The following is a 25,324-nucleotide window of genomic DNA, read 5'->3' as shown; positions in this document are numbered from 1 at the left end:
AAACGGTGCACAGATCGGACAAGACAGCTTCCACAAGTGAGGACATGGCGAATGAGGCAGTCCAACAGCACCTTCCACGACGAGACTCGGGGTGCAAGCACATTCGACGCCATGATGACGCGATTCTCGCCGAGGAGTCGCACGAACCGCCTGTGCGTGCGCTGTCCCCGGAAGGGGACCTCGGCACGCGGCACGACGGATGCACCTGTTCCGAACTGCATAGGGGAAGGCCGCGCGTCCAGTCCCCTGGGCTGCCGAACGCGACGCCTGGTCGGGCCGCGTGACGAAGGCGCTCGACGCCGAACATCGGTCCGACGTTACGCACATACATTGGGCGCGACGAAGATTCAATAGTCAATCCACATCCTCCTAGCTGCCGCCGGGTAGACATGACTATTCCAACGGACGGCCGAGGCTGCCCGCTTCAGGGCAGTCGAGGAATATATTCAGACGGTTACGGAGTTGCACGACGGTGTTCAAAGTAATAGAGAACGAGCCTCGGCAGATGGGGGCCTTGGATCGTGCGTTGGCCTCGCTGGACTGGCCCGTTCAGGCTGCACAGCGTGAGTTGCTGGCGCCGGGTGAACGAGTCGCGCGGGTGCATGACTCCGCCGGGTTCTCCTACATTTCTGCAGGAACTGCAGCACTTCGAGTAGGCCGAGAACGAACTGAACTTTCCGCCGGTGACCTAATCATTTACCCCCGGGCCCACCGAGCCGAGATCCGCGCCAGGCGCGAGTCCAACGTTATCAACGCATGGTTTCTGCCTTCGGGCGGCTCAGCTCAGACTCTCGGCACTTTCCCCAACACTCTGTTGGTGAGAGAGTTCTCTGAACGTGAACCAAATATGGCGATGCTCATCGAGGGTATGCTCAGCGGACAAGCCACCGCTTCCGATTTCAGTCGTGCAGGTGATGCGGTGGTGTGCAGCCTCATTTCCACCACCATCGTCTCGGCCGCAATCCGGCTGTGGGCTGAGCTTGGCTGCGCGCCCGAGCGGTGGCTGCACCAGGTGTCGGACCCGTTTGTTGCTCGCGCCCTCGATGCGATCCACGAGAGCCCTGGGGATGCCTGGACCGTGCAAAACCTGGCGAAGGTGGCAACCATGTCTCGATCAGCCTTCGCGGAGCGCTTCACCACGCTGGTAGGTCAAACCCCGGCATCATATTTGACCGAAGTTCGGATGGAGACCAGTAAAACGCTTTTGATCCGTGACGGGCTGAGCATCGCAGAAACTGCCCACCGCCTCGGGTACGAATCTGAGGCCGGTTTCAGGCGCGCCTTTCGACGGCACACCGGGTCCGCGCCCGCAGTCTGGCGCGGACAACAACGGTCCCTCTTACTTCCTGCCGTATAGGTCCGGTGATGCCTTCAAGCTTCCTGCTGTTGTCGTCCTGGCCATTCGGAATAGGGTTCCACCAACGAGGGCAGCAATTGCGGCGGCAATCAATGTCACCTGCACTCCGGCGTTATCGGCAACCACGCCACCGAGTCCCGCTCCAAGAGTGATCGCAATCTGGAAGCCGGTCACGATCAGCCCGCCTACGGATTCCATCCGATCCTGAGCGAGCCGCCCGATCCAGGTACTGACCACCAGCAACCACGCCCCAAATCCGATACCCCATGCTGTCGCGCCCACCCCCACGGCCCAGAATTGTCCAGGGAAGAGCGCGACCGTAGCGATGCCAAAGCCGATGAGTGCAGGCACAACCAAACGCATCAGGTTTAGGTGCTTGTCCACGAGCAGCCCGACGACGACGTTTCCGGCGAGGCCTCCAATACCGAACGCCGCCAACAACCCTGCGATTCCGCCCGCGCCGATGCCGGGCACTTGCTCGAATGCCAACCGAATATAGGTGAACGCGGCAAAGTGGCCAAGGACGGTGAGCACATGCCCTATCAGGCCCAACGACAGGCCGGGCACCTTTAGGGTGTCCGCCAACTCACGGAATCCCGTGGTGGTGGCAGGGGCGATTGCAGGCAACACGGTGCGCAACAAGATAGCGACCAGCACCGACACTACGGCTACACCGACAAACACCACGCGCCAATCAAACACGGAGCCAAGGTAGACACCCAGGGGCACTCCGCCCACCGTGGCCACGGTGGTGCCACCGTTCACGAGCATGAGGCCACGGCCCAGGCGTTCCGGTGCCACCAGTTGGGAGACGATCGCCAACGACATTGCCCAGAATCCGCTAATTGCGGCCCCAAGGATCAACCGGGCGACGAGCAACAGCACGAGATTGGGTGCGATGGCGACCAGAATGTTGGACACCGCAGCGGTCAGAGCAACACCAGTCAGAAGTGTTCGCCGGTCCAGCCGGGGAAACATCATGCCAACGACGGGGGCCACCAAAAACCCCATGAACGCGGTCGCGGTGACCGTCTGTCCCGCCTGACCCTCAGTGATGTCGAGAGAGGCCGCCATCTGTGTCAGCAGACTGGGCGGAAGAAATTCGGCGAGCACCAGCGTAAAACTGGTGGCCATGAGGATAAGCACCCCCGCCCACCCAGCACGCTCGGAGCGGCGTGGGGGGAGGATTCTAGGTGCGGTGTTTGTTGTCATTCTTTGATCGTTCCGAGAATGCGCTGAAAATACGGGACCGATCGTCCACACAACAGAGCCGAACGTCCACACAATTTTCGCGGCCACCGGCGCCCTCCCGCCCGCACCCCTCACCGCTGTTTCACTGGGCTCCGGCCTCCAGGAACAGCTCTCAGATGCACGTACGCTTCCGGCGGATGCCTACCTGTCCCCCAATGTCCTCGATTGGGGGCGTGAGCACTTACTGGAGGCCGCTTGGTCTGCGTGGGGCGCAGCAGTGACGTCGGCAGGACGGGTGACCAGCGCGCCGTCCGGGTCGGGACCCAAGGCTGGTCCGAAGATCGATTGCGATCCGGACCAGCCCCACGCACGACTCGCGATGGCAGGCTCGACGCCGTCATCCTCCCCCACTGCTCCGCCCGTCACTTCGATACCGAGGTACGGGTTTGCTGTCGGCGCGCGGTGATGCAATATTGCACATCCCCATTGCAGGTTAGGTGATTCCGCCGGCCTCCCCTAGCCGGGCACACTTGTATTCGTCCCCGCCGGAAGCTGCGCGAAGCGAAGAGATTTCCGGGGTCTATCCCGTGGGCTCGGACGAGTCGATACAACCTGCTGGCATCGACTCGGACCACGCGTGGAACGTCGGCTACCACACCGCTAGGAGTACAGATGAGCAAGATCGCTTTCCTCGGCCTCGGAAACATGGGCTTGGGTATGGCCACGAATCTGGTGCGCAACGGCCACACAGTCACCGGATTCGACCCCTCCCCAGCGGCATCGGAGAAGGCGGAATCACACGGAATCGATTCTGCTGCATCACCTGTCGACGCAGCGGAGCGTGCCGACGTGATCATCACCATGCTGCCCAGCGGTAAGCACGTGCTCGACGTCTACGCCGACCTGGTCCCGGCCACATCGCAGGGAACCCTCTTCCTCGACTGCTCGACGATCGATGTCGGCGACGCGCGAGCCGCCGCTGAACTGGCTGTCGGCGCCGGGCATCAGGCGGTGGACGCCCCGGTGTCCGGAGGCACGGTCGCCGCGGATGGCGGAACCCTCACCTTCATGGTCGGCGGCCCGGCCGACGCGGTGGACCGAGCAAGCTCACTTCTCGACGCCATGGGGTCCCGTATCGTCCGATGCGGCGACTCCGGAGCAGGTCAGGCTGCGAAGATCTGCAACAACATGGTTCTGGGGATCTCCATGATCGCCGTCAGCGAAGCCTTCGCGCTGGGCGCAAAGCTGGGCCTGACCGACCAGGCACTGTTCGACGTCTCGTCGACCGCGTCTGGTCAGTGCTGGGCGTTGACCACGAACTGCCCGGTTCCCGGACCGGTTCCGACCAGCCCCGCCAACCGCGACTATGCCGGCGGGTTCGCGAGTGCATTGATGCTCAAGGACCTCCGACTCGCGCAGTCCGCCGCGACGGACAACGGTGTCGATACGACGCTCGGACGGCGCGCCACCGAACTCTACGAACAGTTCGTCGCCCAGGACGGCCCGGGTCGTGACTTCTCTGCGATCGTGACGGCGATCCGTGCCGGTGCATATGACGCGCAGGCACAACAGTCGTAGCCCCTCCCACGTAGACCTCGCCCCGTGCCGCGGGAGTGAGGCACTGCTCGATGTGAAAGGAATTCGTTGTGCGCATCATTCTGACAGGGCCGCCGGGAGCGGGTAAAGGCACACAGGCGCAGTCTCTTTCGACCGCACTGCAGCTCCCCCACATCTCGACCGGCGATCTGTTCCGCAGCCACATCGCACAGGGCACGGAACTGGGACAGACGGCGAAATCGTTCCTCGATGCCGGCGAACTGGTCCCGGACGAGGTCACCATCGGTATGGTCGCGGAGCGACTCGCAGCCGACGACACGGCCGCCGGGTTCATTCTGGACGGCTTCCCCCGCACCGTGGCGCAGGCGATCGCCCTCGATGAGCTCCTCGGCGGGCAGCTGCGCCAAATCAACGCCGTCCTGGACTTTTCGATAGCGGACGATGCAGTCGTCGCGCGGATGCTTGCCCGTGGCCGCGCCGACGACACCGAGGACGTCATTCGTCGACGCCTGCGGGTCTATCACGACGAAACCCGACCGCTGCTCGATTACTACGCGCCAGTTCTTCTGTCGGTCGATGCAGGAGGTGAAGTCGACGAGGTCTACGCCCACGCGATCGGCGCGCTGTCCGAGCGCGGAAGCGTCGCTCCATCCGCCTAGCGCTGTTCCCCGCTCTCCAGCAGAGCCATCCTATATCAAGGAGATTCCGACATGACCTCCACACAAACCTCACTCGCTGAGCTCCACATCCCCGAAGCCCGCGACTACCCCATGTTCGTCGACGGCGCCTGGGTGGAAGCCCTGTCCGGTCAGTGGAGTGAAGTGACCACCCCGATCCTGCGTGAGCATGTGATCGGCCGTGTCCCGTCCTCGAGCACCGAGGACGTCGATCGCGCGGTGCGTGCCGCGCAGAAGGCGTTCCCCCGGTGGCGCTCTCAGCACTTCACGGCACGGGGCCGGATCCTGAGCCGGATCGCCGACGTCATCGATGCGCGCGCCGAGGAACTGGCCCGCCTCACCGCCCTCGACACCGGCAACGCGCTGCGCACTCAGGCGCGCCCAGAGGTCGCCACCCTGGCGAACCTGTTCCGGTACTTCGCCGGTGTCGCCGGCGAGATCAAGGGCACCGTCCTGCCCGCCGGCGACGATCAGCTCCAGTACTCGCGGCAGGAGCCACTCGGCGTCATCGGATGCATCCTGCCCTGGAACTCCCCGCTGATGATCGCCGGATTCAAGATCCCCGCGGCACTCGTCGCGGGCAACACCGTCGTCGTCAAGGCGGCCGAGGCCGCCCCGCTGAGCGTGTTGCTCCTCGCCGAGATCTGCGCCGAGTTCCTGCCGGCCGGTGTGCTCAACGTCCTCACCGGATCCGGCAGGGTCGCAGGCGAGGCGCTGGTCCAGCACCCCGACGTCGACAAGATCTCCTTCACCGGCTCGACCGAGGTGGGGCGACGAGTGGCCCGCGAGGCCGGTAGCCGCCTCGCACACGTCTCCCTCGAACTCGGCGGCAAGAACCCCTCGATCGTGTTCCCCGACGTGGACATCGACGACGACTTCATCAATCAACTACTGCTGTCGACCCGGGTGCACCGGCAGGGCCAGAGCTGCACCGCCGGTTCCCGGCTGTTCCTCCACCAGGACATCTACGACGAGGTCCTCGACCGGCTCGTCACCACCCTGGCAGGTCTGGAGGTCGGGAACCCGCTCGCCGAGTCCACGGACATGGGCGCCATCATCAACGACAAGCAGTTCGCCTCCGTGTGCGGGTTCCTCGACGACGGACTGAGCTCGGCCCAGGTGTCGGTGGCCCTCGACGGCTCACCGGACAAGCTCGGCAATTCCGACGGTTACTACATGGGCCCCACCGTGTTCTCCGGCGCCGACAACTCCTGGCGCCTGTCCCGGGAGGAGATCTTCGGGCCCGCGCTCGTCGCGATCCCGTGGAACGACCACTCCGACGTCATCGAGATGGCCAACGACTCGCACTACGGTCTGGCCGCATACGTGTGGACACACAACCTCGATCTGGCTCTGTCCACCGCCCACGCCCTCGAAACCGGATGGGTGCAGGTCAACCAGGGCGGAGGCCAGATGGTCGGCCAGTCCTACGGCGGATACAAGCAGAGTGGCCTCGGCCGCGAAGTGTCGCTCGAGGGCATGATCGCCGGATTCACCCAGACCAAGCAGGTCAACGTGCGCCTGCGCACACTCTGAGAAGGGAGCGCACCATGACTGTCGGACCACTCGATGACATCCTCGTGCTCGACCTCTCGCGGGCGCTGGCGGGGCCCATCGCCGCGATGATGCTCGGCGACCTCGGTGCCCGCGTGATCAAGGTCGAAGCCCCGGGCACCGGCGACGACTCCCGCACGTGGGGGCCGCCGTTCGTCGGGCCGGCCGACGACCCGCAGTCGTCGTACTTCATGTCGGCGAACCGGAACAAGGAATCGATCGTGCTGGACCTCAAATCGGAGCACGGTAAGGATGCGCTGCGTCGCCTGATCCGGCGGGCGGACGTGCTGATCGAGAACCTGCGGCCGGGCGCGTTCGACCGGCTCGGCTTTGCGGCCGACGTGCTCGAGGAGCTCAACCCGCGCCTGATCACGTTGTCGATCACCGGCTTCGGGCATGACGGGCCCGAAGGATCCCGCGCCGGCTACGACCAGATCGCGCAGGGCGAGGCCGGGCTGATGTCGGTGACCGGTGACCGCGACGGGGAGCCGACGCGGATCGGAGTCCCGGTCGCCGACGTCCTCGCCGGTGTCCACGGCGCCACGGGTGTGTCGGCCGCGCTGGCATCGAGGGAAAAGACCGGCAAGGGCATGGTCGTCCGGACGTCCTTGTTGGCCGCCGCGATCAGCGCCCACACCTTCCAGGGCACCAAGTGGACGGTCGGCGGACAGGTCGCGCAGCGGTCCGGCAACCACCACCCGCAGATCGCCCCGTACGGAAGCTTCCGCTGCGCCGACGGATACGTTCAGATCGCGGTCGGCAGCGAGGCGATCTGGGCGAAATTCGCCCCGGTGGCCGGACTGTCTGCCCAGGATCCGCGGTTCGCCGTCAATCGGGACCGGGTCGCGAACCGCGACAAGCTGATCACGGCAATCGAGGCCGACTTCGCCCGCCGTCCTCGGGCCGATATCCTCGCCGAACTCGAGGCCGCGGGTGTTCCCGCGGGGTCGATCCGCACGATCGACGAGGTCTACGAGTGGGAGCAGACCCGCAGCCAGGGACTACTCCTCGAAGTCGAGCATCCGGTGGTGGGGCCGGTGCAGTTGCCGGGCCCGTCCCTGCGGATGGAAACGGCCGGCGGTGAGTCGCTGGTGCGGGCCGCGCATGCTGCCCCGCCGGTACTCGGACAGCACACCGAACAGATTCTCGACTGGCTCGACTCGGTCGACGCCACCGATCCGCTCGATGCGATGGTGCCGGCGCAGGCGTGAACTCGGTGAGAGTCCTACTGGCACATAGGGCAGCGGCGTTGCAGGAGTCTGCCTCCTGCGACGCCGCCCCGGGTGCGCCGGGAACCTACACAGTGGGGACCAGTTCGTTTCGCCGACTGCGCGCCTCGTCCTGAATCGCTTGCCGGACGGCCTGTACCGCCGGATTGGTGAGGCTTTCGCGGCGCGCGGCCAGGGAGAAGGCGAGCCGAACATCGACGGCATCCGGCAAGATCCTGCGCAGATCAGCATGCTCGTCCGCCATGAACGCCGGCAACAGCCCGATGCCACCGCCGGAACGCGTGGCAGCGACATGAGCGAAGATGTTGGTGGACATGAACTTTGCAGCGACACCGGGAAGATGCCGGCTCAGGTCGAGATCGCCGACCTGCAGCAAGGAGTCGACGAAGAAGACCAGCGGGTGCGCTGTCAGCTCGTCCAGGCTGCCGGGTTCGCCGTGCTCGTGGAAGTACCCTTCGCTGCCGTACAACCCCAGCGCGTACTGGCAAACACGTTCGGAGACCAGCCGACTGCTGATCGGCGTGCCCACCGCGACAGCGAGGTCGAACCCTGATTGATACAGATTCAGTTGCCTTGTATCCGTGATCAACTCGACGACAAGGTGCGGGTGACTCATCCGCAGCTTGGCCAACGCGGGAGCGACGAACAACGACCCGAATCCGTCCGGAGCGGTGATCCGGATGGTTCCCCGGAGTGGATTCTCACTGATACCGAGGACTACGTCGGCGGTTTCCTGGACGGCTTCCTCGATCAGTCGCGCCTTCTCCGCGATCGATCGGCCGACATCGGTCAGCTCCCACCCGTCGGCACTGCGCTGCAGCAGACGGACACCCAGGACCTTCTCGAGCGCACGCACACGCCTCGAGACGGTGGTGTGGTCGACGCCCAGGTCCAGTGCCGCGGATTGGCGGCGACCGGTTCGCGCGACGGCGAGCAGGTACCGAAGATCATCCGAGCGGATGTTGCGTACGTCGATCACGGCCGGCCTCCCGGCAGGTCGGCCGCCGTGGTGCGGTGTCCGCCCGGTTCGGCGGTCGATGCACGTCGGGTTGCAGAGAGTAGCTGTTGCAGGTCCTGGTGGAGACGGCGCATGACCTTCGGGTCCACGAGGGCGACGGCATCGAGAGCGCGGGTCGCCGAGGTTGCCACCTCGCGACCCTTCTCGGTGATCGTGACGAGGGTCGAGCGGCGATCGGACCGATTGATCGTCCGCAAGGCCAACCCGGAACCCTCGAGCCCTTCGATCAGCGTTCCGATCGTGGTGGGATGCCTGTCGAGAGCACGGACGATCCGCACCATGGGCAGTGGAGCGTTCGCGGCGACCATCATGGCCAGGACCTCGTACCGGGCGAAGGACAGTCCGAGTGGACGCAACGTGGAGTTGAGTTGATGGGTGATCAGCTTCTGCGTCTGCAGTACGGCGGCGATCAGCGACGTATACGGCGCCACAGATTCGGCAGCCGGCGCCAGGCGGGGTGGTTGCGCAGTGGCCACCGGAAGCCTCCTAGTTGTCCGGAATGGGCATCGAATGAACGCCCTGAGTGTGTATTTAGCGAAACTTGCGTTCGGCGGACGGGACGGTGTCGGCACTTTCCGTGTCGAACTGTTCCGGTTCGGAGTGGGTCACACCCACTGGCGATTTACATGGATATCCAACTATAGTACTTCCAACTTCTCCGATCTGAAAGGGTCGATCTGTATGTTCACCTTGACCGATGACGAGCGGGCGATCAGCGACACCGCCCGTGACTTCGCGGCCGAGCATCTCGCGCCGCACGCCGTGGAGTGGGATCAGGCCAAGCATTTCCCTGTGGATGTCCTGCGGAAGGCGGCGTCTTTGGGGATGGGTGGGATCTATATCCGTGAGGATGTGGGTGGGTCCGAGTTGACTCGTGTCGACGCGGCCCGGATCTTCGAGCAGCTCGCGAAGGGGTGCCCGTCGATCGCCGCGTACATTTCGATCCACAACATGGTCACCTGGATGATCGACCGGTTCGGCACCGACGAGCAGCGCCGTGCGTGGGTGCCGGGGCTGTGTTCGATGGATCAGCTCGGCAGTTACTGCCTGACCGAGCCGGGGGCCGGGTCGGATGCGGCGGCGCTGAGCACGAGGGCGGTCCGCGACGGCGACGACTACGTCCTGACCGGGGTCAAGCAGTTCATCTCCGGGGCGGGCACCTCGGATGTGTATGTGGTGATGGCCCGCACCGGGGAGGGCGGGCCGCGGGGGATTTCGGCGTTCATCGTCCCGAAGGGGTCGCCGGGTCTGTCGTTCGGGCCGAACGAGGTGAAGATGGGCTGGAACGCCCAGCCGACCCGGCAGGTGATCTTCGAGGACGTGCGGGTGCCGGCGGCGAATCTGCTCGGGTCCGAGGGCGGTGGTTTCCGGATCGCGATGGCCGGCCTGAACGGTGGCCGGCTCAACATCGCGGCGTGTTCGGTGGGCGGCGCGCAGACCGCGTTGGACAAGGCCGTCGCCTATCTGAGGGACCGGAAGGCGTTCGGGTCGCCGCTGATCGACTCGCAGGCACTGCAGTTCCAGCTCGCCGACATGCGCACCGAACTGGAGGCGGCCCGCACCCTGCTGTGGCGGGCGGCGGCGGCGCTCGAGGACGGCGCCCCCGACGTCGTCGAGCTGTGTGCGATGGCGAAGCGGTTCGCCACCGACACCGGGTTCGAGGTCGCGAACCGGGCGCTGCAACTGCACGGGGGGTACGGCTATCTTGCCGAGTACGGAATCGAGAAGATCGTCCGGGACCTGCGGGTGCACCAGATCCTCGAGGGCAGCAACGAGATCATGCGGGTGGTCATCGCCCGCAGCGTCGTCGCGGGGGCCGGACACGGAAAGCAGGGAGCGGCATGAGCGAGGCGGTACCGGCGGAACCGGAAGTTCTGATCACCACGAGCGGCGGTCTGGGCCGGATCGTGCTCAATCGGCCCCGGGCGATCAACGCCCTCAATCATGCGATGGTCCGGCAGATCGCGGCGGCTTTGGCCGGGTGGTCCGGCGACGACGCGGTCCGGGCGGTGGTGATCACCGGTGCCGGGGAGCGGGGCCTGTGCGCGGGCGGCGACATCGTGTCGATCTACCACGACGCGAAGGACGGGGGCACCGGTTCGCGGGAGTTCTGGCGCGAGGAGTACATCCTCAACGCGGCCATCGCGAACTACGGCAAGCCGTACGTGGCGATCATGGACGGCATCGTGATGGGCGGCGGGGTCGGGGTGTCGGCGCACGGCAGCGTGCGGATCGTCACCGAACGGTCGATGATCGGGATGCCCGAGACCGGGATCGGGTTCGTCCCCGACGTCGGCGGCACCTACCTGCTGGCCCGCACCCCGGGCGAGCTGGGCACCCACATCGCCCTGACCACCGCCCGGCTCAGCGCCGGCGACGCGATCGCGTGCGGGTTCGCCGACCACTTCATCCCCTCGGGGAAGATCGAGCAGTTCATCGACGCGTTGTCGACGACGTCCGTTCAGGAGGCGCTCGGCGCGTTCACCGAACCGGCACCGGCATCGGAGTTGCTGGCGCAGCAGGACTGGATCGACGCCGCGTACTCGGCCGACACTGTCGCCGACATCGTCGCCCGGCTGCGCGGCAGTGGGGTGCCCGAGGCGGAGAAGGCGGCCGAGCAGGTGCGCTCGAAGTCGCCGACCGCGTGCGCGGTCACCCTGAAATCGCTGCGCCGCGCCCGGCAGGCCGGCAGTCTCGAGGAAGTCCTCGACGACGAGTTCCGGGTGTCCGTCGCCTGCCTGCGCTCACCCGACCTCGTCGAGGGCATCCGGGCGCAGGTCGTGGACAAGGACCGCAACCCGCACTGGTCGCCCGCCACGATCGACGAGGTCGACCCAGCGCGGGTCGACGCGTTCTTCGCACCACTCGGCGACCTCGAACTCGGGCTCACCCCACCCACCGCCACCGGAGAAGACCAGTGACCGACTACGACACCATCCTCCTCGACCGCAAAGGCCGGGTCGGGATCATCACCCTCAACCGCCCGAAAGCACTCAACGCGTTGAACACCCAGCTTCTGCGCGAAATCGTCACCGCTGTCGACGAACTCGACTCCGACAGCGGCGTCGGCGCGATCCTCATCACCGGCTCCGACCGCGCATTCGCCGCCGGCGCCGATATCAAGGAAATGCACACCAAGTCGTACATGGACGTCTACCTGGGCGACTTCTTTTCGATCGGCGACCGCATCGCCGCCGCACGCAAACCCATCATCGCCGCAGTGGCGGGATACGCGCTCGGCGGCGGGTGCGAGTTGGCGATGATGTGCGACATCCTCCTCGCCGCCGATACCGCCAAGTTCGGTCAGCCCGAGATCAAACTCGGCGTCATCCCCGGCATCGGTGGCTCACAACGACTCACCCGCGCAATCGGCAAGGCGAAGGCCATGGAACTGTGCCTGACCGGCCGCAGCATGGACGCCGAGGAGGCCGAGCGGGCCGGACTCGTGTCCCGGATCGTCCCTGCCGCCAACCTGTTCGACGAAGCGCTGAAGACCGCCACCACCGTCGCCGAGATGTCACTGCCCGTCGCGATGATGGCGAAGGAAGCAGTCAACCGGGCATTCGAGACCACCCTCACCGAGGGACTCCGCTTCGAACGGCGGGTGTTCCACTCCACCTTCGCCGCCGAGGACCAGAAGGAAGGCATGGCCGCGTTCGTGGAGAAGCGCACGCCGGAGTTCACACACCGCTAGACCCCGACGTTCGCCCCGCACCGGGCTCCGGTGCGGGGCGATGGTCGGAATACCGGTGTCACACCAACCGGCTTCACCGAATTCGGTCTAGTTCCGCTCCGGCGTGGAAGTAAACTCGGCAACGTGAAGGCGCCCATTGCCGACCTCGCGGACTTCGCCGCACTGGAACCATTCTTTCGGATCATCGAACAGGGTCTGGACGGGCTCGTCGAGCCCGGACACTTCTTCGACCTCCTCGCAGAGGACATCACCGTCGACTACGTGATCACCGTTCCCGGGTACCCGAGGCACATCGAGGGCCGTTCCGCAGTCGCCGAGCTATACCGCCCCTACGGCACCACCATCGTTCTCGACCGCTGCTTCGATCTGACCGTCCACCACGACACGACCACCGGAGTCGTGGTGCTCGAGTACGCCTCCGAAGGCCACGCGGTCGGCACCGGGCATCGCTACGCCAACAGATACATCTCCGTACTCACACTCCGCGACGGCGAAATCGCGCACTGGCGGGACTACCTCGACCCCATCGCCGTATTCGACGCCCTCGGCTGGCCATCACACTGACCGCCCGTCCGGGCACCTTCAGGCAAAGCCCCACCGCATCTCCGTCCGGCTCAGCGACTACGAAGAACAGGAGTGTCTCGGCGATGCGGTCGAGCGGCCGCGGCAGAGCGTCACTCGGCCCTACCCGGCACTGAACGAATGCGGGCTATCCCACGACTGCAGCAGCGTGATTCGACCACTCGACGAGTCAGCGTGATGCGGCACCCGAGCGCAGCCCATCGACAATGAGGTCGAGAATCCGCGCAGCCCGAGCCTCCCCCTCGGCCGTGGGATCAATCCGCCACAACACGCTCAGCTGGAGCAGAACATCTTCGGGATCCAACCCAGCTTTGAGGACCCCGTCGGCGGCGCCTACCTCGAGGAGTTGCGCGATCGCCTCGACGAAAGGCTGGTAGTACTCGTCGTTCACGCCGCCGCTCGTGGCCGCGTGGATCACCTCCGCGAAACCGAACTTCACACGCCCGTATCGAGCAATCTCTTCGAACCACCGGCGAAGCGCCTCCAACGGTGGTGAGGACGCGAGGAGCTCAGGAACGAGGTCGATCAACTTCTCGAGCTCTTGCCGGTAGAGCGCAAGCACCAGCGACTCCCGATTCGGGAAATGCCGGTAGAGGGTGCCGATCCCGACCCCCGCCTGCTTCGCGATCGCTGTGAGGGAGACCTCGTTGCTTTCGGAGACAGCAGTGCGCGCGACATCGAGGATCCGCTCACGATTGTGCCGCGCATCGGACCGGGTCGGATTCTTGGATGACGCGTCCACATTCTCCCCTCTTCTCATTGCTAAACGGAGGCCCCTCCGATACGGTGAAATAACCGGAGGGTCCTCCGCTTCATTCTGACACACGAAGGTTGACAGCCATGACCGAGTTGGTATTGGTTACCGGCGGCAGCGGCTACGTCGCGGGCTGGTGCATCGTCGAACTACTACGCCGCGGATATGACGTGCGCACCACCGTGCGCAACCCCGGCAAGGTCAGCGAGGTGACGGCAGCGGTATCCGGTGAGATCGACGTCGATCCCGGCCGCTTGACGTTCGCCGTCGCAGACCTGACCGCCAACGACGGGTGGGATCAGGCCGTCGAAGGGGTCGACTATGTGCTCCATGTCGCCTCCCCGCTGGGTATCTCGGCTTCGGGAAGCGTAGAGACGTTGATTGCCTCGGCGCGCGGCGGCGCACTCCGGGTCCTACGCGCCTCGACGACGGCGCGGGTGCAGCGAGTAGTCATGACCTCCGCCGCGAACGCGGCGAGTCCCACCTCGTACGCAACCGAAGGCGTCACCGATGAAAGTCTGTGGACCGACCCGGACGATCCGTCGCTGATTCCCTATCGCCGATCGAAGACCCTCACCGAAAGATCAGCCTGGGACTTCGCCCGTAACCAGGGCGGCGTGACGGAGTTGACGACCGTGCTCCCGGGTGCGGTGTTCGGGCCGATCCTCACAGCCGGCAACCTCGGCTCCGTCGGGATCATCCAGCGAATGATCGCCGGTCGCATGCGCGGAGTCCCGCGGATCGGGTTCGAGATCGTCGACGTCCGTGACCTCGCGGACATCCATATCCGGGCCATGACATCACCGAAAGCGTCCGGTGAACGGTTCCTGGCAACCGGGGAATTCCGATGGATGCAGGAAATCGCCCACACCCTGCACACCGGCCTCGGCAATAAAGGGCGCGCGGTGCGCACACGAGAACTCCCAGACTTCGCAGTCCGCCTCGCCGCCCGCTACCTCGACCCCTCCCTACGAGAGATCACACCGGCATTGGGTCGCCGAAATCGACACAGCATCGACAAGGCCACACGTGAACTCGGCTGGACACCACGCCCACCCGAACAGACCGTACTGGACTGCGCAAGAAGCCTTCTCGACATGGAAGTTGTCTGAACTTCCCGCCCGTCCGTCCTCCGGCATTGCGGCAGTCCCAATCGCGGCGGCACCCCGCAGGCCGCCACCGAGGTTCGTTACATCCCAGTGCGGGAACCACCAGCAGGAAGGGTCGCTGACCGAGGGTCGACAGCGACGACCGCCGGTCGAGATCCGAATTACCGGTGGGACTTTACGCCCCGCCGCCGCCTGCTCCGCCGCCGCTGCTGTTGAAGGGAAAGATGTCGGTATGCGTGCCATCCATGCGTCGAGGCGAGAGTGACGAGTACGGGCTAGGTTTCGATCATGCATCAATCCCCGCAGGGCGATTCCCAGCCCTCGGAGCATCCTCGAGAACCGGTTTCCCGAACGGACCGGTGCTGTAGGGGACTCGTACGGGATTGGCTCCTTGCGCACGTAGCGCTCCATACACCCAGCATAGTCAGCAACGGATACTGGCGTGCCCGGTCCTCTCAGTACGCAAAGATCGTCGGATTGCCGGGCTGCTTGGGTTACCGTGAATCTCGACTCGATGAGGGGGCGCTTGTGGTCGAGGACGGGGCCCGGAGATGGCGCGACAGCACATGGTTCGACGTTGTCGTCATCCTCTCGACCATCGCGGCCGGAACCGTGGTGGCCGGACTGCTGAACGACCCTGGGACCGGTGAGCCGATCGCCGACGGCGAGTACTCCTACGTTCTCGAACCCGCGCAGTACCCGGCGCAGATACCAGGGTGCGATGTGGTCGAACCGCCCTCGGACCCTGAACGCGTCAACTTCGCCACCGTCGGGTCGGGCGAGTACGACAATCCGAGGTATCCGTGGTTCTCGGGGGCCAAGGCGGCGGCGATGACACAGGCCGCCGTCGATGCGCTGCCGAACGCAGTGGAGTTGGTCTTCGCCAGTCCGAGCCAGTCCCTGCAGTTCGAGCCGATCGCCGACTACGACCCCTCCGACTTCCCGCAGGAGGGGGATGCGGAGCTGTTCAGCGGGTCGACCAACGCCCGCGGCTCGGTGGTCCGAGACGGGCACGTCGGCTCGTTGACGGTCGATGTCCGAGCCTGGGACCGTCCCGTCCTGCCGTGCGTGGCAGGGGCGGTGGATCGACGGAACACTCGCCCGGACGGTACGGTGCTCGACTTACTGGACACCTGGTACGAGATCAACGGCGCCCGCATCCTCGAACGCACTGTCGTCGCGTACCTTCCCGACGGCACCCGGGTCGTGGCCACGGCCAGCGACGCCGACAACACCGACCCGAGGGCAGGCACCCCGCACAGTGGACACATCCCGTTGACCCTCGATGAGTTGACTGAGATCGCCACCACCCCGGCCCTGGCGGCGTCGGCGCCGGTCATCCCGGCCGTGCCGCTGATGCCATCCTGCGGGGCTGACACCGATGGGAACGGGCCGGAACTGACCCGGGAGAAGGTGGCCCGGCTCGACCGGGCGCTCGAAGCCCGGTGGGCGACCATGCCGGGCAACAGTGACCTCACCCTGGATCGGCCGATCGGATCACTCCGGTTGACCGACTTCGGCAAGGACAACGTCTGCGAGGTAATCACCGTGGTATCCCCCACCGGGGCCGCTGGGCGTCTGGATATCGCCGTCGTCAGTGGCCGGTCCGCGCCGTCACCGCAGGATGAGTACCTGAACGAGATCAATCCGGATCGCATCACCACCACGTCGCCGGACGGATCCACCGTCACCCGCGCGGACTACCCCGCCAACGGTGGCAGCGCCTACTTCTCGATCACCCTCCCCTCCACCCAACAGGTCATCATCAGCACCACCCCCATCGGGGAGTACACCGTGCCGGTGACGTTGGAGCAGATCGAATACCTGGCCACCGCACCCGAACTCGACCTGAGCTGAATCGTCGGACTGATCGCGCGAGCCGTGGCAGCCGATGTGACGGAGCTCACGGCGGTGTCAGAGCGTATCTGGCGATCACGTCGGGCAACCAGTCGGGTTCGCCGAATTGCAGACCGTAGCGCTCGGCAAGTGCGGCGATCTGGGTGGCATCCGGTCTACCGGCGGCGATCAGTTCGGACATTTCCAGGAAGCAATGTTCGAAGCCGGCCGGACTGATGATCTCGATCATGCGCGCCGGGACGGTGCCGGCGTTCCACATGGCGTGCATCTCACCCCGGGGCTTTGTGATGTATCCGCCGGATTCGAGAACGGCCTCCCGGTCGCCGGAGCGGAATCCGATCACACCCTGAGTAACTATCGAGAATTCGTCCTCCCGCGTATGCAGATGCGGCGGCACCAGCGCACCGACCGGGAACGGGTGCTCGACGACCGACAACACCCCACCGGTGTCACGGCCCCAGAGCTTGAACTCGACCCCGATCGGGCCCAGGTCACCGGTCTGCCCGGTCCCCGGCGGCACGACGACCAGCGGTGGGGGGTCGGTTGCGCTCACACTTCTCACCTACTCACCGACGTTGACAGATCGGGTCACGAGTTCTCTGCTCAACTTTCCGCCGTCGGCGCAGGCATTGTCAACGTTCGCGGGGCATAGCCGATCGATGATCTTGGCTCCTCGATCGATGCGCGGCGATGAAGAATCCGAAGTGACCATGTCGACCAGTCCCCAGGCTTCGCGGCGGCGAATCCCGAACGCGTACACCGATTTGAGAAGAGCGGCGTCCCCATTGCCGCGGTCGCACCGTTGCGGTGGTGCGCACGGATCTGCTCGATCCGTGCATCGGCCGCGTCGAACAGGGCCTGGATCTCGTCGTAGGTCAACGGCCGCCGACTCGGATCACCCTCGTGTTTCGTGACTCCGAATCCGTCAAACGCAGTCACAATGAGTGGCGTGAACATTCCCGACATCCGCCCCGCAATCGTCCACGCGGGAGTACGGATACTGATGGGCCGCACCAAACTCCGCACCGCCGAGGACACACGCCGCGACGTCCACGCGACATCGTTGCGGCCGGCATCGTTCAACCCACCACCATCTCCACTCCTGCCTGGGGTGCGGCTCTCTGCCGACCGCACTCGCGGGTTTCCCGTCTTCACCATCGAACCGGACAGCGGGCGATACGGAAAGACTGTGATCGACTTCCACGGCGGTGCCTATGTCCGCGAAATAGTGTCCTTCCACTGGCTGTTCGCGCGCACCATCACCGTTGCGGCATCGGTCCGGCTCCTGCTGCCGATCTACCCCCTCGCCCCGCACCGGACCGCCGCCCGCACCGTCGCCGATGCCGCCGACATCGTCGAATCGGCAATCTCGACCCAAGGCGCCGGCAACGTTGCGGTGGTCGGCGATTCCGCCGGAGGCGGAATCGCGCTCGCCGCGGCACAGGAACTCAAACGTAGGGGCGCACCACAGCCATCGCGGCTGATCCTTCTCTCCCCCTGGCTGGACGTCACCATGAGCGACCCCGCCCAAGCCACCATCGAGAAGCGCGACATCCTCCTCGCGCGCGGAGGACTGAAAGAAGCCGGCCGACTCTACGCCGGCGACCTCGAGGTTACCGACTGGCGCGTCAGCCCCCTCTTCGGCGACCTCACCGGCCTCGCGCCCATGAGCGTCTACACCGGTACCCACGACATCCTCGTCACCGACTCCCGCGCCCTCACTCAGCGAGCACGCGATGCCGGCGCTACCGTCGATTACACCGAGGAAATCGGGATGCAGCACGACTACGCCCTCTTCCCCCTGATCCGCCAAGCACACACCGCCCGCGAAGACATCGCCCGCATACTTCGGGCGTAGCCACGGCGGCTACAACGCTCTCCGATGGGTACGCGCTCAGCCGCAGACCGCCCGAGTCGCTGTCGGTGGTGCGGTGGAGTGCGCCGACCCGGTCTGGGTACGCGTCACGGCGAGGCCGAATCCGACGACTGACCGTTGGGCTCGGGGACTATCCTGAAGAAATACCCACGTCGAGCGGTGCCTGCGAGGGACCGACGTCTGGTGATGCCGATGTCTGGGAGTGAGGCGGCCGCCGATGGCCGAGTTCGATCCACCGACCACTCAGCGCGCTCCCCGTCCCGCGATCACCACGGAGCTGGCCGCGGCCGGATTCGAGGACGCCCGGGAAATCGGGCGTGGCGGGTTCGGCATCGTCTACCGCTGCCGTCAACCATCCCTGGACCGCACCGTCGCGGTGAAAGTGCTCACCGAGGACCTCGACAGCGACAACCTCGAACGGTTTCTGCGTGAGCAACGCGCGATGGGTCAGCTGTCCGGGCACCCTCACATCGTCAACATCCACCGGGTCGGCGCCACTTCGTCGGGTCGCCATTACATCGTGATGCAGTATCACGCGTGCGACTCGCTCGACGCCCGCATTCGCCGAATGGGACCGATCGAGTGGCCCGAGGCGTTGCGACTCGGCATCAAACTGGCGGGCGCCCTCGAAACCGCGCACCGTCTCGGCATCGTCCATCGCGACGTCAAGCCCGCGAACATCTTGTTCACCGAGTACAGGGAACCCCAGCTCACCGATTTCGGCATCGCCCGCATCGCCGGCGGCTTCGAGACCGCCACCAGGTCCGTCCTCGGGTCGCCGGCCTCCACCGCCCCCGAGGTCCTCGCGGGTGGGCCGCCAACTCCGAGCTCGGACGTATACGGCCTCGCCGCGACTCTGTTCTGCGCGATCACCGGCCACGCCGCGTTCGAGCGGCGCAGCGGTGAGGGGGTTGTCGCCCAATTCCAGCGGATCACCACCGAACCCATCTCTGACTTCGGGCGGGAAGGTATTCCGCAGGACGTGTGCGACATCGTCGAACGCGCCATGTCGGGAGACCCGCGGATGCGCCCGACGACCGCCGCCGAGTTCGGGTACGAACTGCGGGAGTGCCAGCGTCGACTTGGCCTGTCCGTCGATCACCTGGCGCTTCCGGTCGAACTGTACGAGGGCGGACAGAATCCACTCGGTGGGACGCTTGGCGTCGTGTCGGGGAGCTCCCGCCCGCTGAGCAGTCGCGCTCGTCGACGCACACCGACGACGATCCCGCCGCCCACTCCGGCAACCAAGTTCCGTCCACCGAATCCCGCCCGTCAGCTGGTTGCCCGAGCTCGGCTCATCGACCTCCTACGGGCGGGACGGTCGCGACGGCTGACGGTGATTCATGCTCCGGCGGGATTCGGCAAGAGCACGCTCGCCGCCCAGTGGCGGGACGTCCTCACCGAGGAAGGCGTGGCGGTGGCATGGCTCGGCGTCGATCTCGACGACGACAACGTCGTGTGGTTTCTCGCTCACCTGGTCGAGGCGATCCGGAAGATCAGGCCTGCCCTGGGGGATGGTCTCGGTGAAGCGCTCGAGCAACGCGGCGATGCGGCCGCACAGTACGTCATGATCAGCCTGATCAACGAGGTCCACGACGGCGGGCAGCGTGTGGCCGTGGTCATCGACGACTGGCACCGGGTCACAAGTGCCGAGACTATCGCGGCGATGGAGTTCCTTCTCGACCACGGCTGCCACCACTTGCCGATCATCGTCACCAGCCGCACCCGCACCGGCCTGCCCCTGAGCCGGATGAGAGTGTGCGACGAGCTCGTCGAAATCGATTCGGCTGCGTTGCGCTTCGATGTCGCGGAGTCGACGTCATTTCTCGTCGATCTCGGAGGGCTCGCGCTCAACCGAGGCGATGTCGATGCACTGACGAAGTCGACAGACGGATGGGTTGCCGCCCTGCAACTCGCGTCCTTGTCGCTACGCGAATGCGATGACCCCACGCAGCTGATCAGTCATCTGTCGGGGCGCCATCACGCCATCGGTGAATTCCTCGCCGAAAACGTGCTCGAGACCCTCGAACCGAGGCTGCTCGAATTCCTCATAGCCACCTCGATCACCGGACGCATCTGCGGCAGCCTCGCGTCGGCACTCGCAGGCGTCGAGCGTGGGCAGGCGATGCTCGAAGACGTCGAGAGCCGAGATCTGTTCCTGCGCCGCATCGACGACGACGGCGACTGGTTCCGGTACCACCACCTCTTCGCCGAATACCTGCGCAGAAGACTCGCGCGTGATCGTCCCGAGCGGGTCGGCGAGCTCCATGCCGTGGCATCGCGATGGTTCGCCGATCGCCAATTGCTCAGTGAGGCCGTCAATCACGCTCTGGCTGCGGGAGATGAGAAGCGGGCAGTCGACATGGTCGAGCATGACGGAATGGTTCTGCTCGAACACGCGAAGATGTCCACTCTGCTCGGTCTGGTGGCGAAACTTCCACCGAGGCTCGTCGCCTCCAGCGCCCGTCTCCAGCTCACGCTGGCGTGGGCCCACTGTGAACTCCAGCGTGTCAGGCCCGCACAGGCGGCACTGGACCGCGCCTATTCCCTCATCGAACGGGACGCGACCATCGGGGCCGAGGTTGCCGATCTGCGGGTCGAGGCCGACGTCGTTCAGGGTGACATCACGATATTCTCGGACCGGATCACCGGCGTCGACGAGCTGATGGCGGAATGCCTCTCGCGACCGGAGACCCTGCCCCCGTGGGTCGTCTCCGCCGCGGCCGACATCGCAACCTTCGCCGAGGTCTACCGGTTCGACTTCGACGCGGCACGCCGCATGCAGGACTGGGCATCGACGTACCACGAGCGAACGAGCGGACCGTACAGCGGGGCGTGGGGGTACTGCTACTACGGCATCGCCGCCAACGAACAGCTCGATGTCGTTGCGGCCGAATACCAATTCCGGAAGGCGATGCGGCTCGCGGTGAAGTCCGGGGGACGTCACTCACACGCTGCACGTCTCGCCGGCGCGCTGCTCGGCGAACTTCTCTACGAACGCGGTGACATCGGCGCGGCCGAACGGCTTTTGAACGAGAGCCGCGAACTCGGATTCGACGTCTGCGTGGATTTCATGCTCGCCCCCTGCGTCGTCGGAGCCCACATCATGGCGCTGAGCGGAGACCGCGACGGGGCGAAAAGACGACTGGACGAGGGCGCCGAGGCCGCCGAATCCCGGTCGCTGCCCCGATTTCGGGCGAGGATCGACTATGAACGGGTCATGCTGGGCCTCCCCCTCGAACCGGGTCGCGCCGTCGAGTCGTCCCAGCGGCGTCACCCGGTCGACGGATTGGACGAGATCACTGCGCAACTCGAGGACGCCACCGCCATCACCCTTCTCCTCGGTCAACGGTCGGCGGAGACGACCGCGGCCGCCTGCACCTGGGCCGGGGAATGGGTACACAGGATCGAAGGCCCCGGACGGCACCGTGCACTACTGCATGCCAATCGACTGCTCGTCAGCTGCCTCGCGGCCGCTGGCCGAAACGACGAAGCGAAACAGGTGCTGGCGTCGATCGCGGCGCAGTGCGCGGATCGCGACATGATCCGGTACCTCCTCGATGGAGGACCGTATGTCGTGTCGACCCTGCGCGGCCTCCGCGACGATCAACTGCACGGGCTGTGGCGGCCGGAGTGGACGCCGGTCCCGAGCGCCTTTCTCGACGCCCTGTCAGCGACCAAGGGCCCAACCCTCAGCTGAGGGCGCCGAGCCGCGACTTACGGCGTCGAACTCGGCTGCGATATCGGGGATCACTGGCAGACGGTGTCGAATCGACGGACGCGGTGTTCCTGAGACCTCGGTCGTCTCAGGTGGAGGCGGGAGCCGACGACTGTGTCCGCAGCCAGCGGGCGGCGTGGTGGCGGTAACTGTCGATTCCCTTATAAGCGGCGATGTCGGCGGGAAGTTCGGTGACGATGTCGGCGAGTTGCTCGGCCCACGCGGGGATGGTGGCGATGTCCGACAGTGGCGCCATGTAGGTGTGGATGTTGAAGACGAGTGCTCCGGTGAGGGGCAGGCGGATGAGGTGTTCGAGTTCGATGCGCAGTTGCACGCGTCCGTAGTCTCCGTCGGCGATGAGATTCGGAATGTCGTCTTCCCATTCGGGCCGGGTTTCGAGGCTGGTGTCGCGGTGCGGTGAGCCGACGGCGGAGAAGGTCCAGTTGGCTCGGCGGAAGATGCGGTCGGTGGTGAGATGACGCATGAACTGCTGCGCACGGCTGGTGATGCCGCCGCTGGTCAGCCCGGGTACGGGGCGGTGAATTTCGTTGAAGTTCATCCCGACGTCGAACTTGATCGACCAGTCGGCTGCGAAGGTGACGATGGCCGCGTCGAACCAGAGTTGGTCGTGGCGCTCGGTGAGCAGGAGGATGTCGTCAGGCACCTGGCAGCCGATGAAGGTCAGCGGGTCCTCGGGCAGCGTGGCCAGATCACCCATTTCGAAGTGTTGGTCGATGTCGAGCAATGTGTTGCGCCAGTGGTAGCGGTTGCCCTGGCCGGCCAGCTGCATGGTCTCCGGGTAGGAGTCGGCCATCTGCCGCATGAGGTAGAGCATGACGTCCCAACACGCAGGGATCATGTGCGGCAAAATCTGCACTCGCCCTGGGTCTTTCGCCAGGATCTCCCGTTTGAGCTGCATCATCGGCACGTATTCGAGCCCGAGGTCGACGACGTGTCGGCCCCAACCCCCGGCGAGGGTGGGGGTATATCGGGGTGCGGGCTCGACATTGACCGCGTAGCGGAAGGTTTCGTCCCCTGCCGGGAAAGGCCAGGGCAAACAGGTCAGGTCGCTTGTGAGCAGTTCGGTCACGGTACTTCGCTCCAGAGTCGGGACGGAATGGAAGTGCAGAGGTGATCTCCAGTCGGTCGTCAGGCAACCGATGCCAGATACATCGCACGATGCGAGGAGGTGTGCGGGCGCACGAGGAGGTCGCGGGCGCAGCCCGAGCACTCGATGGTGTGGTCTGGGCGCGCGAGGGCCCGGGTGGCGGTATCGCAGTGCGGGCAGAAGACGTTGATCACGTCCACGTGTGAGATGTGGATGAACAATTCGCACGGCAGAATTCCTGCGGCGCGCGCTACCGCAACGGCCCTCATCACCTCGGACTCCGCCCCGGAAATCATGATGCGGACCCCGACTGTGCTGGCGTCGATCAGGTCCTCGACACCCGCACCGTCGGGCAGGCTGTACAACGCCACCGCCCGGTGGGCGGAGGCGAGATCCCGCGCCCACTTGTCGACCTTGGCGGTGGTGCTGGGGGCATCGCCGATCGCGATCAGGAGGTACTGCCGGCCGGATAGGTCCATGCTGGCCGCGGTAATGCCGACCTGCGCGGTGGCGTCGTCGGAGTCGTCGATGCTTGTCATGACATTCCCTCTGGTGTCTGATGCTGCGGAGGTCATAGGTCCAGCTCCAGATCCGCGCCAACGGCCCGGGAAACACACGGCATCATCACGTCACCGATGGACTTCTCCTCATCGGTGAGATAGAGGTCGCGGTGCTCGATCTGACCGCCGCGCACCGGGAGCTTGCATTCCCCGCACACGCCCTGCCGGCACAGATTCGGCACGTCGAAGCCGCTGTCCAGCAGCGCGTCGAGCAAGCTGGTGTCGGGTCCGACCGTCACGGCGGCACCGGAGCGGCCCAGCGTCGCAGTGAAGGGTTCACCCCCGGCGGAGATGCCGGAGGAGAACGGCTCCGAGTGCACACGCTGGAGCGGCCAGCCCTGGGCGAGCGCAGCTTCGGTGACGGCGTCGATCATTGGCATCGGTCCGCAGGTGTAGAGGTGGGTGCCGATCGGCCGGCGGGTCAAAGTTGGTGTCACGTGGTCCCAGAATTGTTCCGGGGTTTCCACCATCGTCAACCGGTCCCCGCACAGTTCCACCAGGTCGTCGACGTGTGCGCCGAAGCCGGAGCGGAAGGAATAGATCACCTCGAACGAGCGACGCCACTGCACCGCCGCACGCACGTGCGACAGGATGGGGGTGACCCCGATGCCGCCGGCGACGAGGACGTGGTGGCGTGCGTTCGGAACCGGAGCGAACGCACTGCGCGGACGGGACGCGGTCACCTGGTCGCCGACGGCGAGGTTGTGCACCCACCGCGACCCGCCGGCGCCGGCCCGGTCCAGTCGAACAGAGATCGAGTAGTGGTCCGGTTCGATCGCCGGGCCGGTCAGAGAGTAGGAATTGCGTGTCCCCGGCTTCCAGGTGACCGCGATGTGACTGCCCGGGGTGAAGGACGGCAACGCTCCGCCACCGACTGGCGCCAGGACGACCTGACAGATGTCCTCACACAGGATCGTGGTGTCGGCAACGACGACGGAAAGGTCGCTCCCTACTCCGGCGCTGGTTGTCGCGGCCTCGACTACTTCGGTCACGTGCGGTCCTCCGAATCTGCTCGACAGCCAAGATAGGCATGGTGACGGCGGGAGTAGTGGTGATAGACGGTCAGCGATCACGGTGCGAAGGAGCGGTGACCGACGTAGAACGCCAACGCACCCTCAGTGGTACTGAATCGGATCCGCGATCCCTTCGGGAAGAAGATCGCGTCCTTCGCCGTGGCGACTTCCTTCTGTCCGGTGTCGAGATTCTCGAGAACGAACTCGCCCTCGAGCACAACCTTCATTTCGTCGTACTCGTAGAGGTAGTCAAGGGGATCGTCGGTGCGCCGGAGTTCGAAGTAGCCGGCCGACATCTCGGACCCGTCCGGGTTTGCGTACACGTCGTCGATGAAGCCTTCGGTGCCCGGGTATTCCGCAACCGGCATCTGCGGCAGAGACTTCCAGAAATCTGCGGTGACGCGGAACGGTGCGACGGTCTGTCCGATCGCGCTCGAATCGGCAACGGTCATTGGGGTCCTCCTGGGGAT

Annotated in this window: 22 protein-coding genes and 1 pseudogene; 13 read left to right on the top strand and 10 right to left on the bottom strand. The window is 65.5% G+C overall.

Annotated features, from left to right (window positions below):
* Nucleotides 1–505: 505 nt before the first annotated feature.
* Entirely contained in the window at nt 506–1,357 is an 852-nt protein-coding gene (locus CJ177_RS46665) for an AraC family transcriptional regulator (RefSeq protein WP_226955746.1), read from the top strand.
* On the opposite strand, the gene CJ177_RS08030 is transcribed toward CJ177_RS46665, so the two are convergent.
* Nucleotides 1,340–2,491 carry an MFS transporter gene (locus CJ177_RS08030; RefSeq protein WP_226955745.1) on the bottom strand — a complete coding sequence of 384 codons (1,152 nt, stop codon included), beginning with the start codon at nt 2,489–2,491 and terminating at the stop codon, nt 1,340–1,342. The two genes, CJ177_RS46665 and CJ177_RS08030, sit on opposite strands and share 18 nt — an antisense overlap.
* A gap of 672 nt (nt 2,492–3,163) precedes the next feature.
* On the opposite strand from CJ177_RS08030, the gene mmsB reads away from it, so the two are divergent.
* From mmsB to CJ177_RS08010, 4 genes are all read left to right on the top strand, one after another.
* Nucleotides 3,164–4,126, top strand: coding sequence for a 3-hydroxyisobutyrate dehydrogenase (mmsB, locus tag CJ177_RS08025; protein WP_331712250.1), 963 nt, complete (start codon nt 3,164–3,166; stop codon nt 4,124–4,126).
* A gap of 68 nt (nt 4,127–4,194) precedes the next feature.
* Nucleotides 4,195–4,764 carry an adenylate kinase gene (locus CJ177_RS08020; protein WP_095867533.1) on the top strand — a complete coding sequence of 190 codons (570 nt, stop codon included), beginning with the start codon at nt 4,195–4,197 and terminating at the stop codon, nt 4,762–4,764.
* A 51-nt stretch (nt 4,765–4,815) separates the two neighbouring features.
* Nucleotides 4,816–6,318: an aldehyde dehydrogenase family protein gene (locus CJ177_RS08015; RefSeq protein WP_095867532.1), complete on the top strand. Its 1,503-nt coding sequence runs from the start codon at nt 4,816–4,818 to the stop codon at nt 6,316–6,318.
* A gap of 14 nt (nt 6,319–6,332) precedes the next feature.
* Nucleotides 6,333–7,547: a CaiB/BaiF CoA-transferase family protein gene (locus CJ177_RS08010; protein WP_095867531.1), complete on the top strand. Its 1,215-nt coding sequence runs from the start codon at nt 6,333–6,335 to the stop codon at nt 7,545–7,547.
* A gap of 85 nt (nt 7,548–7,632) precedes the next feature.
* Here CJ177_RS08010 and CJ177_RS08005 read toward each other — a convergent pair whose 3' ends face one another.
* Together CJ177_RS08005 and CJ177_RS08000 are read right to left on the bottom strand one after the other, a co-directional pair.
* Nucleotides 7,633–8,544 carry a LysR family transcriptional regulator gene (locus CJ177_RS08005; RefSeq protein ID WP_095867530.1) on the bottom strand — a complete coding sequence of 304 codons (912 nt, stop codon included), beginning with the start codon at nt 8,542–8,544 and terminating at the stop codon, nt 7,633–7,635.
* A complete protein-coding gene (locus tag CJ177_RS08000; RefSeq protein ID WP_179443168.1) occupies nt 8,541–9,059 on the bottom strand; it encodes a MarR family winged helix-turn-helix transcriptional regulator in 519 nt (172 codons plus the stop codon). The genes CJ177_RS08005 and CJ177_RS08000 overlap by 4 nt, the downstream gene beginning before the upstream one ends.
* Before the next feature lie 205 nt (nt 9,060–9,264).
* Here CJ177_RS08000 and CJ177_RS07995 point away from each other — a divergent pair, with 205 nt between their 5' ends.
* From CJ177_RS07995 to CJ177_RS07980, 4 genes are all read left to right on the top strand, one after another.
* Nucleotides 9,265–10,428, top strand: a complete 1,164-nt coding sequence (locus CJ177_RS07995) for an isobutyryl-CoA dehydrogenase (protein ID WP_095867528.1) — start codon at nt 9,265–9,267, stop codon at nt 10,426–10,428.
* Nucleotides 10,425–11,504: an enoyl-CoA hydratase/isomerase family protein gene (locus CJ177_RS07990; protein ID WP_095867527.1), complete on the top strand. Its 1,080-nt coding sequence runs from the start codon at nt 10,425–10,427 to the stop codon at nt 11,502–11,504. The genes CJ177_RS07995 and CJ177_RS07990 overlap by 4 nt, the downstream gene beginning before the upstream one ends.
* Nucleotides 11,501–12,277: an enoyl-CoA hydratase gene (locus tag CJ177_RS07985; RefSeq protein ID WP_061044923.1), complete on the top strand. Its 777-nt coding sequence runs from the start codon at nt 11,501–11,503 to the stop codon at nt 12,275–12,277. Before CJ177_RS07990 ends, CJ177_RS07985 begins: the two co-directional genes overlap by 4 nt.
* Nucleotides 12,278–12,400: 123 nt before the next feature.
* The gene (locus CJ177_RS07980) at nt 12,401–12,841 is read left to right on the top strand and encodes a nuclear transport factor 2 family protein (RefSeq protein ID WP_005241262.1); all 441 of its coding nucleotides are present in this window, start codon (nt 12,401–12,403) and stop codon (nt 12,839–12,841) included.
* A 187-nt stretch (nt 12,842–13,028) separates the two neighbouring features.
* Here the strand turns inward: CJ177_RS07980 and CJ177_RS07975 are convergent, their stop codons facing one another.
* The gene (locus CJ177_RS07975) at nt 13,029–13,601 is read right to left on the bottom strand and encodes a TetR/AcrR family transcriptional regulator (RefSeq protein WP_082764837.1); all 573 of its coding nucleotides are present in this window, start codon (nt 13,599–13,601) and stop codon (nt 13,029–13,031) included.
* 98 nt (nt 13,602–13,699) lie between these two features.
* On the opposite strand from CJ177_RS07975, the gene CJ177_RS07970 reads away from it, so the two are divergent.
* Both CJ177_RS07970 and CJ177_RS07965 read left to right on the top strand, forming a co-directional pair.
* Nucleotides 13,700–14,725, top strand: a complete 1,026-nt coding sequence (locus CJ177_RS07970; RefSeq protein WP_061044921.1) for an NAD-dependent epimerase/dehydratase family protein — start codon at nt 13,700–13,702, stop codon at nt 14,723–14,725.
* A 525-nt stretch (nt 14,726–15,250) separates the two neighbouring features.
* Nucleotides 15,251–16,579 carry a hypothetical protein gene (locus tag CJ177_RS07965; protein WP_061044920.1) on the top strand — a complete coding sequence of 443 codons (1,329 nt, stop codon included), beginning with the start codon at nt 15,251–15,253 and terminating at the stop codon, nt 16,577–16,579.
* A 46-nt stretch (nt 16,580–16,625) separates the two neighbouring features.
* Here CJ177_RS07965 and CJ177_RS07960 read toward each other — a convergent pair whose 3' ends face one another.
* A complete protein-coding gene (locus tag CJ177_RS07960) occupies nt 16,626–17,132 on the bottom strand; it encodes a cupin domain-containing protein (protein WP_005241207.1) in 507 nt (168 codons plus the stop codon).
* Between the two features lie 165 nt (nt 17,133–17,297).
* Nucleotides 17,298–17,494, bottom strand: a pseudogene (locus tag CJ177_RS48125) (site-specific integrase); the annotation flags it as partial.
* A gap of 34 nt (nt 17,495–17,528) precedes the next feature.
* Here CJ177_RS48125 and CJ177_RS07950 point away from each other — a divergent pair.
* Nucleotides 17,529–18,437: an alpha/beta hydrolase fold domain-containing protein gene (locus CJ177_RS07950; RefSeq protein ID WP_306453381.1), complete on the top strand. Its 909-nt coding sequence runs from the start codon at nt 17,529–17,531 to the stop codon at nt 18,435–18,437.
* A 235-nt stretch (nt 18,438–18,672) separates the two neighbouring features.
* Nucleotides 18,673–22,155, top strand: a complete 3,483-nt coding sequence (locus tag CJ177_RS07945; RefSeq protein WP_005241202.1) for a serine/threonine-protein kinase — start codon at nt 18,673–18,675, stop codon at nt 22,153–22,155.
* Between the two features lie 106 nt (nt 22,156–22,261).
* On the opposite strand, the gene CJ177_RS07940 is transcribed toward CJ177_RS07945, so the two are convergent.
* The 4 genes from CJ177_RS07940 to CJ177_RS07925 all read right to left on the bottom strand — a co-directional run bounded on the left by CJ177_RS07940 (nt 22,262) and on the right by CJ177_RS07925 (nt 25,306).
* Nucleotides 22,262–23,263 carry a DUF3445 domain-containing protein gene (locus tag CJ177_RS07940; protein ID WP_025432450.1) on the bottom strand — a complete coding sequence of 334 codons (1,002 nt, stop codon included), beginning with the start codon at nt 23,261–23,263 and terminating at the stop codon, nt 22,262–22,264.
* A 59-nt stretch (nt 23,264–23,322) separates the two neighbouring features.
* A complete protein-coding gene (locus CJ177_RS07935) occupies nt 23,323–23,820 on the bottom strand; it encodes a dimethylamine monooxygenase subunit DmmA family protein (protein WP_061044917.1) in 498 nt (165 codons plus the stop codon).
* 32 nt (nt 23,821–23,852) lie between these two features.
* Nucleotides 23,853–24,833: a PDR/VanB family oxidoreductase gene (locus CJ177_RS07930; protein ID WP_061699468.1), complete on the bottom strand. Its 981-nt coding sequence runs from the start codon at nt 24,831–24,833 to the stop codon at nt 23,853–23,855.
* Nucleotides 24,834–24,910: 77 nt separating this feature from the next.
* Nucleotides 24,911–25,306: an ethanolamine utilization protein gene (locus CJ177_RS07925; protein ID WP_005241188.1), complete on the bottom strand. Its 396-nt coding sequence runs from the start codon at nt 25,304–25,306 to the stop codon at nt 24,911–24,913.
* Between the last annotated feature and the right edge of the window lie 18 nt (nt 25,307–25,324).

This window comes from Rhodococcus sp. ACPA1, from assembly GCF_002300195.1.
In the GTDB taxonomy this organism is placed as follows: Bacteria; Actinomycetota; Actinomycetes; order Mycobacteriales; family Mycobacteriaceae; genus Rhodococcus_F; species Rhodococcus_F opacus.
This window is presented reverse-complemented; position numbering and strand designations above follow the sequence as displayed.

Coding starts and splice junctions, on each gene's coding strand:
- CJ177_RS46665 (WP_226955746.1), top strand. CDS start 506: ATGGGGGCCTTGGATCGTGCGTTGGCCTCGCTGGACTGGCCCGTTCAG.
- CJ177_RS08015 (WP_095867532.1), top strand. CDS start 4,816: ATGACCTCCACACAAACCTCACTCGCTGAGCTCCACATCCCCGAAGCC.
- CJ177_RS07925 (WP_005241188.1), bottom strand. CDS start 25,306: ATGACCGTTGCCGATTCGAGCGCGATCGGACAGACCGTCGCACCGTTC.
- CJ177_RS08030 (WP_226955745.1), bottom strand. CDS start 2,491: ATGGCCACCAGTTTTACGCTGGTGCTCGCCGAATTTCTTCCGCCCAGT.
- CJ177_RS07970 (WP_061044921.1), top strand. CDS start 13,700: ATGACCGAGTTGGTATTGGTTACCGGCGGCAGCGGCTACGTCGCGGGC.
- CJ177_RS08010 (WP_095867531.1), top strand. CDS start 6,333: ATGACTGTCGGACCACTCGATGACATCCTCGTGCTCGACCTCTCGCGG.
- CJ177_RS07990 (WP_095867527.1), top strand. CDS start 10,425: ATGAGCGAGGCGGTACCGGCGGAACCGGAAGTTCTGATCACCACGAGC.
- CJ177_RS07935 (WP_061044917.1), bottom strand. CDS start 23,820: ATGACAAGCATCGACGACTCCGACGACGCCACCGCGCAGGTCGGCATT.
- CJ177_RS07945 (WP_005241202.1), top strand. CDS start 18,673: ATGGCCGAGTTCGATCCACCGACCACTCAGCGCGCTCCCCGTCCCGCG.
- CJ177_RS07995 (WP_095867528.1), top strand. CDS start 9,265: ATGTTCACCTTGACCGATGACGAGCGGGCGATCAGCGACACCGCCCGT.